Here is a 14,756-nt window from a genome sequence, read left to right as displayed (position 1 = left end):
GAGCTTATATTATCCCTAGTTTCCTACTAGACAATAGGGAATTATCGATCGGCCTGTCCTGACTGCCGCTCCCACTCCGCGCCGTCGGCCAGCGAGATACCCTCCAGCAACCGCGCGCTCTCCTCGCGCACTTGCGCAAACGCGCGTCGAATCGCGCAGCTGTCTTCGTCATGACAATCGCCGCACGGCGCATAGAAATTGACGCTGGCGCAGGGGACGAGCGCGATCGGGCCTTCGAGAATGCGGACGATTTCGCCGAAGGAAATGTCCGCCGGGTCGCGGCCGAGGACATAGCCGCCGTGCGGCCCGCGGCGGCTGGTCACCAGCTGCGCCTTTTTAAGGTCGAGCATGATCAATTCGAGATATTTGGGCGGGATCTGCTGGGTCGACGCGATGCGCGCCAGCGGCACCGGCTTTTCCGCCCCCTGCTCCGCCAGATAGAGCAGGGAGCGCAACGCGTAGCGGGTCTTCTGGGAAAGCATGGCCAATCCATAGCGGCCAGCTAGGGAAATGCGAAGTCAGGCCGTCCCTGCCCGGGCCGCACGCCGGAACAGCATCGCCGCCGCCAGCCACATGGCGGTGAAGCCGCCGGTAAGGACCGCGACCTTGGCGTCTTGCGCCACGTCCTTGGCTTCGGGAATCAGGGCAACGGCCAGGAAAGGCACCGCGATTTCGACTGCGGCAGCCGCCAGCATTGCCCACACCATCCCACGTGGGCGGCCAAGCGCAAGCAACGATCCGACGATCGCGACGGCCACCACCGCAAGGTACAGGATGTCGGCCGGATTTTCCTCGCCGCCGATGATGCCCACGGCCCCGCTGATCCACGTCTGCAGAAAACCGCACGCGACCGCGACGAAGACGCCGGCCCGATAGATCCACGACGTGGAGCGCCACACGGCCAGCTCGATCAACCCGCCGACCAGTCCGAAGACAATTGCCGCGAACAGGAAATCGGTCCCGTCCCAGTTGACCTCGGACGTCACCTGCATCGCCGCCAGCGGCAGCAGCAGCAACGTCCCCGCAAGCCCCCAGCCGACCCAGCGCCATGGAAATGCGCCTGTCCTTTTGCCCATTGCGATATCGTCTGCCATTGCCTTGCCTCCTGGAAAATTTCACCGTGCGCGTATGCGCAGGAGCGACGATGAACGGCATGAGCGCGGGCTGAGGAATCGCTGAATAATGGGATCCGCAGTCTATCGCTTCGACGATTTCACCCTCGACGAGGGCGAGCGCCGGTTGCGGCGCGGCGACACGCCGGTCGAGTTGAATAATCGTTATTTCGACGCGCTCGCGCTGCTGGTGCGCGAAGACGGGCGGCTGGTGTCCAAGGATCGCTTCCTCGACGAGGTATGGAACGGCGTCCCCGTCACCGACGAAGCGCTCACCCAGTGCGTGCGTATGCTGCGCCGCCAGCTTGGCGACGACGCGGCGCGGCCGCGGTTCATCGAAACCGTGCCCAAGCATGGCTATCGGTTCATCGCGCGGGTCGAAACGTCCGCGCGCCGGCCCGTGCCGTTATCGGATGCGGGTCCGCTGCCACGCCTGCCGGTACTCGCCGCCGCAGGTATCGTCGGCGGCGGCATTGCCGGCCTGTTCGGCGGACTGTTTTACGGTTTTGCCGCGTCAGGAGCGCCGCTCGGGCCGGGCACGGGCGCGACGTCGGTGCTGCTGGTGCTGCTTGCGATCACCAGCCTTGTCGCCGTCCTCGGCGCGGCGGGCGTGTCGCTGGGCATCGCCGCCGCCGGCACCCTGTCGCGCCCCTTCGACCGCTGGACCATCGCCGGCGGTGCGGCCGGCGGGCTCATCGTCGGCGCGGTCGTCAAGCTGGTCGGTCGCGACGCCTTCGAACTGCTGTTCGGTCGCTCGCCCGGCGATTTCACCGGAGCTGCCGAGGGGCTGGTCCTCGGCGCCGCGGTCGGTATCGGAACGTGGCTGGCAATGCGCGAAGAGACCCCGGTCCGGCGCGCGATCCTGATGGCGGGCGCGCTCGGCGCGGCGGCCGGCTTGTCCATCGCGCTGCTTGGCGGGCGGATGATGGGCGGAAGCCTGGCGCAACTTGCCCGGTCCTTTCCGGACTCGCGCCTGCGGCTGGACCAGATCGGCGCGCTGTTCGGGGAAGCCGATTTCGGACCGGTCAGCCAGGCGGTTCTTGCGGGACTGGAAGGCGCGCTGTTCGCGGGCTGCGTCGTCGGGGCGATGGCGGTCGCGGAGCACAAGCTCCACGCCCACTGGGCGTCACGCGTCGATCGACAGCCGCATCCGCTCCCGGCGGAAGGGTAAGGACAGTTCGGCGGGCCCTTCGGGCAGTTCGGACTCTTCCATCCGGCGCCACCCGTCGCGGCCCAGCCGTTCGAGCGGGCGGAAGCGCGTCTTGTAATCCATCCGCCGCGACCCTTCGACCCAATAGCCGAGATAGACGAACGGCAGCCCGGCCCGCGCGGCGCGAACGATGTGGTCGAGGATGATATACGTCCCCAGCCCCTTGCGCGCGTCCGGCCCGGTGTCGAAGAAGCTGTAGATCATCGACAGGCCGTCGGCCTGATGATCGGACAGGCAGCACCCGACTAGCCGCCCCGGATTGCCGTCGGTCGACGGCTCGCGATATTCGATCATGTAGGTGCGTACCGGCGTCTGCTCGACCATGTCGGCAAAGTCGGTCTCGTCCATTTCCGCCATGCCGCCGCCGGGGTGACGCACCGCCAGGTAGCGGCGCAGCAGCGCATATTGTTCTTCCGTCGTCCACGGCTGGCAGGCGGACACTTCCAGGTCGCCGTGGCGGCGCAGCAGCTTGCGCTGGGTCCCGCTGGCTTCGAATTCCGACGCCACGACGCGCACCGAAACGCAGGCGCTGCAATCGACGCAGCTGGGGCGATAGGCGACCGACTGGCTGCGGCGAAAACCGATCCGGCCGAGCGCTTCGTTGAGTTCGCTGGCGCTGCGTCCGCTCAGTTCCGTGAACACCTTCCGCTCGACCCGGTTCGGAAGATACGGGCACGGCGAAGGGTTCGTGACGAAGAACTTGGGAAAGCGGAACGGTGCACTCATGGTTTCACTCGCGTTTATGCGACTGGTAAACGCGATTGAAAAGACTTGGTGGCCGGACATTGCGGCGGTTGGCCGCAAACTGTCCCGTATCAGGACTGCCGATTAGTCGAGCGAGGCGCGGTCGACGTGGAAGCCGGCGGCTTTCAGCATCGCTTCGACCTGATCGATGGCGGCCGAATCGCGGGCTTCGCATTCCACCTCGATCACCGTGTCCTTGGCCGGCAGCGCGGTGAAGATGCGGCTGTGGCGAATCTCGATGATGTTGACGCCCGCTTCGTGAAACTGGTCGGTGATCCGCGCCAGCGCGCCCGGCTGGTCCTGCGCCGCGACGCGCAGCCGCGCGATGCGGCCCTGGCGGACGAGGTCGCGGACCAGCACGTTGGCCAGCAAATGCGTGTCGATGTTGCCGCCGCACAGCAGGGTCGCGACCTTCTTGCCCGAAAAACGCGCCGGATCGTCCAGCATCGCCGCTAGCCCCGCGGCGCCGGCGCCTTCGACGACCGTCTTTTCGATCGTCACCAGCATCGCCACCGCGCTTTCGATATCGCGTTCGGCGACCAGCACGAGATCGTCGAGATTGTCCTTGAGGATCTCAGCGGTCAGCACGCCCGGGTTCTTGACTGCAATGCCCTCGGCCAGCGTGTCGCCGCCGAGCGGCAGGCTGCACCGGTCGATTTCGCATTTCATCGACGGGTAGAGTTCGGCCTCAACCCCGATCAGCTCGATGCCCGGCTTGATCGCCCGCGCCGCGATCGACACGCCGGACATCAACCCGCCGCCGCCGATCGGCACCACGATCGTGTCGAGGTCCGGCACGTCTTCGAGCATTTCCAGCCCGACCGTCCCGGCCCCGGCGATGATCTGCGGATCGTCGAACGGATGGACGAAGGCATAGCCTTCCGCCGCTTCGAGCTCGCGCGCCTTGGCATAGGCATCGTCGAACATCGCGCCATGCAGCACGACCTTCGCGCCATGGCCCTCCGTCTGCGTGACCTTCATCGTCGGCGTCGCCTCGGGCATGACGATGACCGCCGGAATGCCCAGCCGCCGGGCGTGATAGGCCACCGCCTGCGAATGATTGCCGGCTGACGCGGCGATGACTCCGCGCGACCGTTCCTCGTCCGACAGCTGCAGCAATTTGTTGAGCGCGCCGCGCTCCTTGTAGGCGGACGTGAATTGCAGATTTTCGAACTTGAGCCAGATTTCCGCGCCGATTGCGTCGGACAGGATCTTGCTGTGCAGCATCGGCGTGCGCAGCACCGCGCCTTCGATCCGCGTGGCCGCGGCGCGGATATCGTCAATCGTGGGACGCTCACTCATCGGCGGCGGGCGTAGCCGTTCACTTGGTCGCCGACAATGCTAAGCGGGGTCGATGAAACGCACGCTTCTCGCCCTCGCCGCCCTGCTCGCCGCGCCCGCGCCGGCCCAGACGCTGTTCGCCAACGCCAACGGGATTCAGGCTGCGGCGGACGGTTCGATCACGTCGTTCCAAGGCCTGCTGGTCGATGATGACGGGCGCGTGCTGCGGCTGGTCCGCGCCGACGAACCGCGGCCCGCAGCGACGCGGGTGATCGACCTCAACGGGCGCACGGTCCTGCCCGGGCTGATCGATGCGCACGGCCATGTGATGGGCATCGGCCTTGCCGCGATCCAGCTCGACCTCGTCGGCACCCGCTCGCTCGACGACCTCAAGACCCGGCTGCGCGACTATGCCGCCCGGCATCCCGACGCCGCCTGGATCGGCGGGCGCGGCTGGAACCAGGAAATGTGGCCGGACAAGCGCTTTCCGACCGCCGCCGACCTCGATGCCGTGGTCGGCGACCGGCCGGTAGTGCTGGAACGGGTCGACGGACACGCGATCGTCGTCAACAGCGCCGCGCTGCGTGCGGCGGGCGTGACCGCGGCCACCACGGACCCGAGCGGCGGCAAGATCGAGCGCGACGCCGACGGCCGCCCGACCGGCCTGCTGGTCGACGCCGCCTCCGCCCTGGTGTCCGACAAGGTCCCCGCGCCAAGCGACGCGCAGATGGACGAGGCGCTGGCCAAGACCCAGCAGGCGTTGCTGTCGGTCGGGATCACCGCCGCCGCCGACATGGGCACCGACCCCGCCGGCTGGGCCGCCTTTCGCCGTGCGGGCGATGCCGGCCGGCTCGACATCCGCATCATCGCTTATGCCCTAGACATGGATAATCTGCGCAAGCTGGCGCCGAACGGACCGACCGACTGGCTGTACGCTGACCGGCTGCGCTTGGGCGGGGTAAAGCTGTACGGCGACGGCGCGCTCGGCTCGCGCGGCGCGTGGTTGAAACAGCCTTATGCCGACAAGCCGGACACGCGCGGACTGCAATTTCTCCAGGATGCCGAACTCCTCGCCAAGGCGGACGAAGCGGCCAAGGCGGGCATCCAGGTCGCGGTTCATGCGATCGGTGATGCCGCCAACGCGCAGGCCATTGCCGCATTCGAAACGTTGGCCCGGGCGCATGGCGGCGACCGGCGCTGGCGGATCGAACATTTTCAGGTTGCCGACCCGGCCGATATCGCGCGGCTGAAGCCGGCAGGGATCATCGCGTCGATGCAGCCCACGCACCAGACCAGCGACCGAACGATGGCCGAAGCGCGGCTGGGCCCAGACCGGCTGGGCGGCGCCTACGCCTGGCGGTCGGTGCTGCGCAGCGGCGCGCGGCTGGCCCTCGGCTCGGATTTTCCGGTCGAATCGCCCAATCCCTTCCCGGGCCTGTCCGCGGCGATCAGCCGCCAGGACCTCAACGGCCAGCCACCCGGCGGCTGGATCCCGGCGGAGCGGCTGACGCTGGGCGAAGCGCTCCGCGGCTTCACTCGCGATGCCGCCTACGCCGGCTTTGCCGAACAAAGGATCGGCGCTCTGGAGCCGGGCAAGTGGGCGGACTTCATCATCGTCGACCGCGATCCGACGCAGGTCGATGCGCAGGCGCTCGGCCGGACCCAGGTCGTCGAAACCTGGGTCGCGGGCCGAAAGGTCTGGGAGCGGCCCGCCAGCGTGGTGCCCGAGCGCGGGAAGTAAGCATGGCGGGGGTGAGCACCTGCGGCAACTCCTCCGGCGGCTTGCCCGGCGCATACCACAGGTAAAGCGGAACGCCGGCACGGCCGCGGCCCTCCAGAAAGCGGGTGATGGCCGGATCGCCGTTGGTCCAATCGGCGGCGAACACCTGGACCCCCGACTGGTCGAACGCGGCGCGGACGCTGTCGCGGTCGATCGCCGCGGCCTCGTTGACCTTGCACGTCAGGCACCAGTCGGCGGTAAAATAGACGAAGGCCGGACGGCCGGAAGCGAGCACCTTTTGCACCGCCGCCTCGCTCCAGGGTTCGGCGCCCTCGATCTTCGCCAGCGCGGCTTCGTTGCGCTGCGGCGCGACGGCGATCGCACCGGCCACGGCGAGCGCGGCAACGCCGGTGCCCAGCCAGATGAGCGCGCCGCCAGACCGCTGCCCGCGGCCAACCAGCACCAGCGCGGCCAGCAGTACAGCGGCCGCCGCTATACCGATCCACAGGCCGGTCATCCCCGCTTCGCGATAGAGCAGCCAGATCGCGCCGATCGCGGTGGCGGCCATGGGGATCGCCAGAAAACGTTGCAGCCGCTGCATCCACGGCCCCGGCGCGGGCAGCTTTCGCCGCAGCGCGGGGATGAAGGCGACTGCAAGGAACGGCAGCGCCAGCCCGAGGCCAAGCGCGGCAAACACCAGGACCGAGCCATAGAGTGGCAGCAGCAGTGCCGTCCCCAGTGCTGCGCCGAGGAATGGCCCGGCGCAGGGCGTGGCGACGAAGGCCGCCAGCGCGCCGGTGCCAAAGCTCCCCGCCGGCCGCGTTCCGCCGCCGACCGTCGGCAACTGGAACAGGCCGACCAGATTGGCGGTGATCGCGGTCGCCAGCAGCAACAGCAGCATGATCGATCGCGGGTCCTGCAACTGGAACGCCCACCCCGCGGCATTCCCGCCCGCGCGGATCGCCAGCAGCGCCAGGCCCAGCGCACCGGTGCCGAGGATCGCGCCGCCGGCATAGGCCAGCGCGTCGCGCCGCGCATGACCCGCGTCCCCGCCGCTCCGAGCGAGATGCAGCGCCTTGAGCGCGAGGATCGGAAAGACGCAGGGCATCAGGTTGAGCAGGATGCCGCCGAGGATCGCACCGAGCACCGCCCACAAAAGTGCGTTGTCGCCCAGCGCGCCGACCGGGGCCCCGCCCTGCGGCACCGGGCCCGGCACGGCCGTCAACTCCAGGCCATCGCCCTCGCCAATCGCCAGCACGCCGCTGATCCGCGGCGGCGTCCGGCCCCCGCCGGGCAGTTCGGCGATCAGCGTGTCGCCGTCGCGGCGAAACACCTGCACGCCCGCATAGTCAGCGACGCCGTCTTCCGCGGGAAAGAAATAGGGATCGTCGACCGCGACGCTGGCCGGCAGGGGAACGGCGATCCGCACCTTGCCGTTGCGCTCTTCGAAGCGCGCCTGGGTCGCGAGCGGACGCGGCAGCGCGCGGCGCCACTGGTCGAACTGCGCGCGCTTCGACGCGCCGGTCCCGACCGCCAGGTCGAGCGCCAGTTCGCCGCTTTCGGGAACGCAGATCTTGTCGGTGCAGGCCAGCCATGTCGCGCTGGCGCGGATGGGCACGATGCCGCTGGCGCCCGCCGGCACCTTCAGCCGCGCGAGGACGGCATAATCATGTTCGTAGACGTAATTCATGATGCCGCCGATCAGCAGCCGGCCAGGCACCGGATAGTGGAACGTGCCGACCGAATAACCGGCCGGAAGCGACCATTTGACGTCCATCGGCAGGCCGGCGTCGCCGGGGTTCAACCAATAGCCGTGCCATCCGGGCTTGGTGCGCATTACGATCGCCAGCTCGACCTCGCCGCCCGGCACCGCGGGACCTTCGGCGACCAGTTCGGGATCGATTCCGCGCGCCTGCGCCCACGTCGGCGCGAGCAGCAGCGCGAGCAGGAGGATCAGGCGGCGAAGCATCGCCATGCGCTACAAGCCCGCGCGCGACATGCAAACATCCGTTCGACCTGCGCCAAGCCGCGGGGGACGAATGGTGGCGGACCTAGTCCAGGTTCGGCCGCAGCCAGCGTTCGGCCTGATCGACATCGACGCCGCGCCGGCCGGCATAATCTTCCAGCTGGTCGCGACCGATGCGGGCGACGCCGAAATACTGGCTGTCGCGGTGGCCGAAGTAGAAGCCCGACACCGCTGACGTCGGCAGCATCGCGAAATTCTCCGTCAGCGACACTTCGCCCGGATTGCCGCCGAGCATCTCGAACAGGATCGGCTTCAGGCTGTGGTCCGGACAGGCCGGATAGCCCGGCGCCGGGCGGATGCCCTGGAATTGCTCGCGGATCAGGTCGGCAGTCGAAAAATGCTCTTCGGCATAACCCCAGATGCGGTTGCGAACCTCGGCGTGCAGAACCTCCGCGAAGCTTTCGGCAAGGCGGTCGGACAATGCCTTGAGCAGGATGTCCGAATAATCGTCATTCTCCGCCTTGAACCGCTCGAGGTGCGGCGACAGGCCGTGGATGCCGACGGCGAACCCGCCGATCCAGTCCTCGCCTTCCGGGTTGATGAAATCGGCCAGGCACATGTTGGAGCGGCCTTCCCGCTTCTTCACCTGCTGGCGCAGGAAAGGCACGCGGACCCAGTCGTTGCCGGCCAGGATCAGCACGTCGTCACCTTCGCGCTTGCACCGCCACAGGCCGACGGTGGCCTTTGGCGTGACCCAGCGTTCGGCGATCATCCGTTCGAGCATCGCCTGCGCGTCGTCGAACAGGCTGCGCGCGCTGGCGCCGACTACATCGTCGTCGAGGATCGCGGGGTAATTGCCGGCCAGCTCCCACGCGCGGAAGAAGGGCGTCCAGTCGATCGACGCGCGCAGGTCGCGCAGCGGCCATTCGCCGAACTGGTGAAGCCCCGGGCGGACCGGCGGTGGTGCCTGGCCCGACGGGTCGTAGGCGAAGGGATTGGCGCGGGCGTCGGCCAACTTTGCCAGCTCGCTATGGCCGCTGCGCTCGCGCGACTTGCGCAGCGTGTCGTAATCGCCCGCGGTCGCGGCGATCAGCGGTTCGCGCTGGGTGTCGGAAACCAGGCTGGACGCGACGCCGACGGCGCGGCTGGCGTCGAGCACATGGATCACCGGCCCTTCATAGGCCGGGTCGATGCGCAAGGCGGTATGCGCCTTGCTGGTGGTCGCCCCGCCGATCAGCAACGGCGTCTTCAGCCCCAGCCGCTGCATCTCGCCCGCGACCGTGACCATTTCGTCCAGCGACGGGGTGATCAGTCCAGACAGCCCGATCATGTCGGCATTGTTGTCGTTGGCCGACTGCAGGATGTCCTGCCACGGGACCATCACGCCCAAGTCGATGACCTCGAAGCCGTTGCACTGCAGAACGACGCCAACGATGTTCTTGCCGATGTCGTGAACGTCGCCCTTGACGGTCGCCATCACGACCTTGCCCTTGCCCTGCGTCGCGCCGGTGCGCTCTTTCTCTTCCTCGATGAACGGGATGAGGTGGGCGACGGCCTTTTTCATCACGCGGGCGGACTTGACGACTTGCGGCAGGAACATCTTACCCGACCCGAACAGGTCGCCGACGACGTTCATGCCGTCCATCAACGGGCCTTCGATGACCTCGATCGGCCGGCCGGCGGCGGCGGCGATCTGCTGGCGCATCTCTTCGGTATCGTCGACGATGTGCGCGTCGATGCCCTTGACCAGCGCATAGGACAGCCGCTCCGGCACCGGCAGCGAGCGCCATTCGGCCGCCGCTTTTTCGGTCGCCGCGTCGGTCCCGCGATATTTCTCGGCGAGCTCGACCAGCCGTTCGGTGGCGTCGTCGCGGCGGTCGAGAATGACGTCCTCGCACGCCTCGCGCAGCTCCGGGTCGATCTGGTCGTACACGTCCAGCTGGCCGGCGTTGACGATGCCCATGTCCATCCCCGCCGGGATGGCGTGGAACAGGAAGATGCTGTGCATCGCCCGGCGTACCGGTTCGTTGCCGCGGAACGAGAAGCTCAGGTTGGACAGCCCGCCCGAAATATGCGCGCCGGGACAGCGGCGGCGGATTTCCCGGGCAGCCTCGATGAAGTCGATCGCGTAGCGGCGATGCTCGTCGATGCCGGTGGCGACAGCAAAGATGTTGGGGTCGAAAATGATGTCCTGCGGCTCGGTGCCGTCGGCGACCAGCGTCTTGTAGGCGCGCTCGCAAATCTCGACCTTGCGCGCCTTGGTGTCGGCCTGGCCGGTCTCGTCGAACGCCATGACCACCGCCGCGGCGCCATAGGCGCGGCACTTGCGCGCCAGTTCAAGGAACGCGTCGTCGCCTTCCTTGAGGCTGATCGAATTGACGATCGGCTTGCCCGACACGCATTTCAGGCCGGCTTCGATCACGCTCCACTTCGAACTGTCGATCATCACCGGCACCCGGGCGATGTCCGGCTCGGCCGCGATACGCTTGAGGAAGGTCGTCATCGCCGCTTCGGAATCGAGCAGCGCCTCGTCGACGTTGACGTCGATGATCTGGGCGCCGTTTTCCACCTGCTGGCGCGCGACTTCGACCGCCGCGTCATAATCGCCGGCCAGGATCAGTTTCTTGAACTTGGCCGACCCGGTGACATTGGTCCGTTCGCCGACATTGACGAAGCGGGCGCCGGCCGCAGCTTGCTGTTCGGGATCGGCATTCACGTCGGAAAGCTCGTTCACGCCGCGATCACCATCGGCTCGAGGCCCGCCAGCAGGGTCTGCCGGCGCGGCTGCGGGACGGTGCGCGGCGGCTTGCCGGCGGCGATCCGGGCGATGGCGGCGATGTGCGCCGGCGTAGTGCCGCAGCAACCGCCGACGACGTTGACCAGCCCGTCGCGAATCCATTCGCCGACCTGGGCCGCGGTTTCTTCCGCCGCTTCGTCATATTCGCCCAGCTCGTTGGGCAGGCCGGCGTTGGGATAGGCCATGACCAGGGCGTCCGCGACCCCGGCCAGCGCGCTCAGGTGCGGGCGCAGCTGGGCCGCGCCGAACGAGCAGTTGAGGCCGATGGTCAGCGGGCGGGCATGGCGGATGCTGGCCCAGAAGGCTTCGACCGTATGGCCCGACAGGTTGCGGCCGCTAAGGTCGGTAAGGGTCATCGACACCATCAGCGGCAGTTCGCGGCCCAGCGCCTGCTCGGCCTCCAGCACCGCCATCACCGCGGCCTTGGCATTGAGCGTGTCGAACACCGTTTCGACCAGGATGAAGTCCACCCCGCCCTCGACCAGCGCGTCGACCTGTTCGCGGTACACCTGCTTGACCGTGTCGAAATCGACTTCGCGAAAGGCGGGATCGTTGACGTCGGGCGACAGCGACAGCGTCTTGTTGGTCGGGCCCAGCGCACCGGCGACCCAGCGCGTCTTGCCGTCGCGATCCGCGACTTCGCGCGTGATCCGCGCGGCGGCGCGGTTGATCTCGCCGACCAGCGCCTCGGCCCCGTAATCGGCCTGGCTGATGCGATTTGCGTTGAAGGTGTTGGTCGCCAGCACGTCGACCCCGGAATCGGCGAACCGCCCGCAGATCGATCGGATGACGTCCGGCTGGGTCAGGTTGAGCAGGTCGTTATTGCCCTTCTGGTCCTTGAGCAGGTCCATGCCCGCGCAATAGGCCTCCGGCGACAGTTTCTCCGCCTGGATCAGCGTGCCGTAGGCGCCGTCCTTGATGAGGATGCGCCGGGTCGCTTCCGACCGGAAGACTTGGGACTGGGTCACTGGGGGCGCACTCCAAGAAGGTGGCAGATCGCGTAGCTGAGCTCGGCGCGATTGAGCGTGTAGAAATGGAAGGTGCGGACACCCTCGGCGTACAGCTGGCCGCACAGTTCGGCCGCGACGGTGGCGGCGATCAGCTGGCGGGCGGCGGGCAAGTCGTCGAGCCCTTCGAACATGTGATTGAGCCAGTCGGGGATGCAGGCCCCGCAGGTCTGGGCGAAGCGCCGGGTGGTGGCGACGTTCGACACCGGCAGGATGCCCGGCACGATTTCCACGTCGATCCCCGCGTCTGCCGCTTCGTCGCGAAAGCGCAGGAAGGCGTCGGCCGAGAAGAAGAATTGGCTGATCGTGCGGTCGGCGCCGGCGTCGACCTTGCGCTTGAGGTTGTCGAGATCGGCCGACTTGGTTCCGCTGTCCGGGTGGATTTCGGGATAGCAGGCGACCGAAATGTCGAACGGCGCGATCCTCTTGAGGCCGGCGACCAGCTCGGCGGCGTTGGCATAGCCGTCGGGATGCGGCTCGAACCGCGCGCCCGGCTCCGACGGGTCGCCGCGCAGGGCGACGATGTGGCGCACGCCGATGTCCCAATAGTCTCGGGCGACCGCATCGATCTCGTCGCGGCTGGCGCCGACGCAGGTCAGATGCGCCGCCGGGGTCAGGTCGGTTTCCTCGAGGATGCGCTTGACTGTCGCGTGGGTGCGTTCGCGGGTCGATCCCCCCGCGCCGTAGGTCACCGACACGAAGCGCGGGTGCAGCGGCTCCAGGGTCTGGACCGAATCCCACAGGGTCGCGGCCATCTTCTCCGTCTTGGGCGGGAAGAATTCGAAGCTGACCTCGATATCGCCCCGCGCCTTGGCGAACAGGGGATCGAGGTGGGCGCGATCGTCGGAGAGCGGGTGACGGTTCATGCGGCCTTGCGCTTTCGCTGCTCGGGCTTGGAGCCGCGCCAGATGGTCACGGTCAGCTCCCCGCCTTCAAGATGTTCAATATGGTCGACGTCGAGCCCGGCGGCGGCGAACCAGCCGGTCATCACGTCGTCGCCGAAGCCCAGCCGGAGGTGGGCGTCGCGGGTGCGCAGCTCCTCGCGCTCGTGCGCGGCGAAGTCGGCGACCAGCAGCGTGCCGCCGGGGCTGAGCACGCGGGCCGCTTCCGCGATCGCCTGCGCCGGGGCGTGGGCGAAGTGGAGAACCTGGTGGATGATCACGCAGTCGGCGACCGAATCGCCCAGCGGCAGCGCGTACATGTCGCCCTGGCGAAGGCTCGACTGCACGCCCGCGCTGGCCAGCTTGACCCGGGCCAGCCGGAGCATGTCGGAGGACCGGTCGATGCCGATCGCTTCCGCGGCGCGCGGGCCGAACAGTTCGAGCATGCGCCCGGTGCCGGTGCCGATGTCGACCAGCGTGCCAAGCCCGCGCCCATCCAGCGCGCCGTCGATCGCGCGTTCGACCTCGGTTTCCGCGACATGGAGCGAGCGGATCGAATCCCACCCGTCGGCATGGGCGGCGAAATAGCGCTCGGCCGCTTCGGCGCGATCGGCGCGGACGGCATCGAGCCGCTCGGAATCCCGGTCGAAGACGGCGCGCGTACCGGCGTCGGTCCAGGCGTCGATCAGCTGCAGCAGCTGGCGGGTGCGTTCGGCGCCGTCGATGGCAAGGAACACCCAGCTGCCCTCCTTGCGCCGCTCGACCACCCCGGCGTCGGCCAGGATGCGGACATGGCGCGACACCCGCGGCTGGCTCTGTTCCAGCAATTGCGCCAGTTCGCCGACCGACAGCTCCATCCGTGTCAGCAGGGCAAGAATCCGCAGGCGCGTCGGGTCGGACACGGACTGGAACAGGTCGGCGAGCGGGAGCGGGTTCATGGCTTCGGATCGCACATATAAAGAATTCTTTATATGGTCAAACGCCGAGTGCGTTTGCGGGCCGTTCGAAACGGCGCAAAGTTCGGCTTAATCCATGCCGTTAATCAATTGCGCGCCGTGGGGCTCCCCTGTAATGCCGCGCGCTGGCCTGCACGATTCGCGCGACAGGCCGAGCCCATCCCCCGCTTGCCGGGGAATTTGAGGGAGTGGAACGATCATGAAGAAAGTTGCAGTGACCGTTGCGGTCCTCGCGCTCGGCCTTGCCGCCTGCGCGAAGAACGAAGCCGCCGAAAACGACATGACGGTGAACGAAACCTACACCGAGAACGCCGCCGAGGCCGACCTCAACGCGTCGATGAACGCCGAAGACGTCGCCGAGAACGCTCTCGAAGACGCCAGCAACGCCATCGACAATGCGTCCGACGCGGTCGAGAACGTGGCGGACAACGCTGCTGCGAACGTCGAATAAGGCTGTCGCACCAATGATTAAGGGCCGCACGCCTCGATTGGCGTGCGGCCCTTTTTTATTGGCCCTGGCCCTCGCCGCCTGCGGCGAAAGCGACCGACCGTCGAGCGCTGAGAACAGCCAGCTCGAAAACGCCGAGGACATGCTCGATCGCGCGCCCGCGGAGCTTGAAGGCATTGACGACAACGCGCTCGGATCGCCCGAGCGCGCCGTCAATCAACCCTAGCGCAGGATTGCGTTGACCACTTGCTGGATCAGCATGGTGCGCGGGTCGACCTGGTAGAGGTAACCGTCGCCGTAATAATAGCGATAGTTGTCGTTGAACCCGTACTGCGTGCGCAGGTCGACCGGGATCTGGTTGTACGACCACAGGTTGCCGTAGTTGTTCGGATAGCGCTGGCCGATCTGGTGCAGCTTCTTGAACTGACCCGGCGGCATGCACATCGCATTCTTCTTGGCGAGGCCCGGCGGGCAATTGCCGGTGCCATAGCCATACATGTTGTGGCCGCCGTGCTTGCCGGCATGGGTGGCGTGCGAATTGCCATGGCCATGGCCCTTGCCGGGCTTGGCCGCGGCCGGAGCGGTCGCGGTAAGCGCGGCGACACCGGCGAGAATGAAAAGAGTCTTCATGTTG

General features: G+C 67.6%; 13 protein-coding genes and 1 pseudogene. 4 read left to right on the top strand and 10 right to left on the bottom strand.

What is annotated here, in order from left to right:
* Positions 1-41: 41 nt before the first annotated feature.
* Both H8M03_RS11365 and H8M03_RS11360 read right to left on the bottom strand, forming a co-directional pair.
* Complete coding sequence (locus H8M03_RS11365) at positions 42-482, bottom strand: RrF2 family transcriptional regulator (RefSeq protein ID WP_187479541.1); 441 nt, start codon at positions 480-482, stop codon at positions 42-44.
* A 36-nt stretch (positions 483-518) separates the two neighbouring features.
* Positions 519-1,094: a hypothetical protein gene (locus H8M03_RS11360; protein WP_187479540.1), complete on the bottom strand. Its 576-nt coding sequence runs from the start codon at positions 1,092-1,094 to the stop codon at positions 519-521.
* Between the two features lie 88 nt (positions 1,095-1,182).
* On the opposite strand from H8M03_RS11360, the gene H8M03_RS11355 reads away from it, so the two are divergent.
* The gene (locus H8M03_RS11355; protein WP_187481086.1) at positions 1,183-2,283 is read left to right on the top strand and encodes a winged helix-turn-helix domain-containing protein; all 1,101 of its coding nucleotides are present in this window, start codon (positions 1,183-1,185) and stop codon (positions 2,281-2,283) included.
* On the opposite strand, the gene H8M03_RS11350 is transcribed toward H8M03_RS11355, so the two are convergent.
* Positions 2,239-3,048 carry an arginyltransferase gene (locus H8M03_RS11350; protein ID WP_187479539.1) on the bottom strand — a complete coding sequence of 270 codons (810 nt, stop codon included), beginning with the start codon at positions 3,046-3,048 and terminating at the stop codon, positions 2,239-2,241. The genes H8M03_RS11355 and H8M03_RS11350 overlap by 45 nt on opposite strands.
* Before the next feature lie 102 nt (positions 3,049-3,150).
* A complete protein-coding gene (locus H8M03_RS11345; RefSeq protein ID WP_187479538.1) occupies positions 3,151-4,368 on the bottom strand; it encodes a threonine ammonia-lyase in 1,218 nt (405 codons plus the stop codon).
* A 52-nt stretch (positions 4,369-4,420) separates the two neighbouring features.
* On the opposite strand from H8M03_RS11345, the pseudogene H8M03_RS12800 reads away from it, so the two are divergent.
* Positions 4,421-5,986: pseudogene (locus H8M03_RS12800) on the top strand (amidohydrolase); the annotation flags it as partial.
* Here the strand turns inward: H8M03_RS12800 and H8M03_RS11340 are convergent.
* The 5 genes from H8M03_RS11340 to H8M03_RS11320 form a co-directional block, all read right to left on the bottom strand.
* Entirely contained in the window at positions 5,958-8,042 is a 2,085-nt protein-coding gene (locus tag H8M03_RS11340) for a protein-disulfide reductase DsbD family protein (RefSeq protein WP_187479537.1), read from the bottom strand. The pseudogene H8M03_RS12800 and the gene H8M03_RS11340 sit on opposite strands and share 29 nt — an antisense overlap.
* Positions 8,043-8,118: 76 nt before the next feature.
* The gene (gene metH, locus H8M03_RS11335; protein ID WP_246448882.1) at positions 8,119-10,767 is read right to left on the bottom strand and encodes a methionine synthase; all 2,649 of its coding nucleotides are present in this window, start codon (positions 10,765-10,767) and stop codon (positions 8,119-8,121) included.
* On the bottom strand, positions 10,764-11,798 hold the full coding sequence (locus tag H8M03_RS11330) for a homocysteine S-methyltransferase family protein (protein WP_187479536.1): 1,035 nt from the start codon (positions 11,796-11,798) through the stop codon (positions 10,764-10,766). Before H8M03_RS11330 ends, metH begins: the two co-directional genes overlap by 4 nt.
* Positions 11,795-12,703, bottom strand: coding sequence for a methylenetetrahydrofolate reductase (gene metF, locus H8M03_RS11325; protein ID WP_187479535.1), 909 nt, complete (start codon positions 12,701-12,703; stop codon positions 11,795-11,797). Before metF ends, H8M03_RS11330 begins: the two co-directional genes overlap by 4 nt.
* Positions 12,700-13,656, bottom strand: a complete 957-nt coding sequence (locus H8M03_RS11320; RefSeq protein ID WP_187479534.1) for an ArsR/SmtB family transcription factor — start codon at positions 13,654-13,656, stop codon at positions 12,700-12,702. Before H8M03_RS11320 ends, metF begins: the two co-directional genes overlap by 4 nt.
* A 217-nt stretch (positions 13,657-13,873) precedes the next feature.
* On the opposite strand from H8M03_RS11320, the gene H8M03_RS11315 reads away from it, so the two are divergent.
* Complete coding sequence (locus H8M03_RS11315) at positions 13,874-14,125, top strand: circumsporozoite protein (protein WP_246448880.1); 252 nt, start codon at positions 13,874-13,876, stop codon at positions 14,123-14,125.
* A gap of 13 nt (positions 14,126-14,138) precedes the next feature.
* Complete coding sequence (locus H8M03_RS11310; RefSeq protein WP_187479533.1) at positions 14,139-14,348, top strand: hypothetical protein; 210 nt, start codon at positions 14,139-14,141, stop codon at positions 14,346-14,348.
* Here the strand turns inward: H8M03_RS11310 and H8M03_RS11305 are convergent.
* Positions 14,345-14,752, bottom strand: coding sequence for a hypothetical protein (locus H8M03_RS11305; protein WP_187479532.1), 408 nt, complete (start codon positions 14,750-14,752; stop codon positions 14,345-14,347). The genes H8M03_RS11310 and H8M03_RS11305 overlap by 4 nt on opposite strands.
* Positions 14,753-14,756 lie beyond the last annotated feature (4 nt).

The organism is Sphingomonas sabuli (assembly GCF_014352855.1).
GTDB lineage: Bacteria > Pseudomonadota > Alphaproteobacteria > Sphingomonadales > Sphingomonadaceae > Sphingomicrobium > Sphingomicrobium sabuli.
Note: the sequence above shows the minus strand (reverse complement) of the source record. Positions and strands in the feature narration are given on the sequence as shown.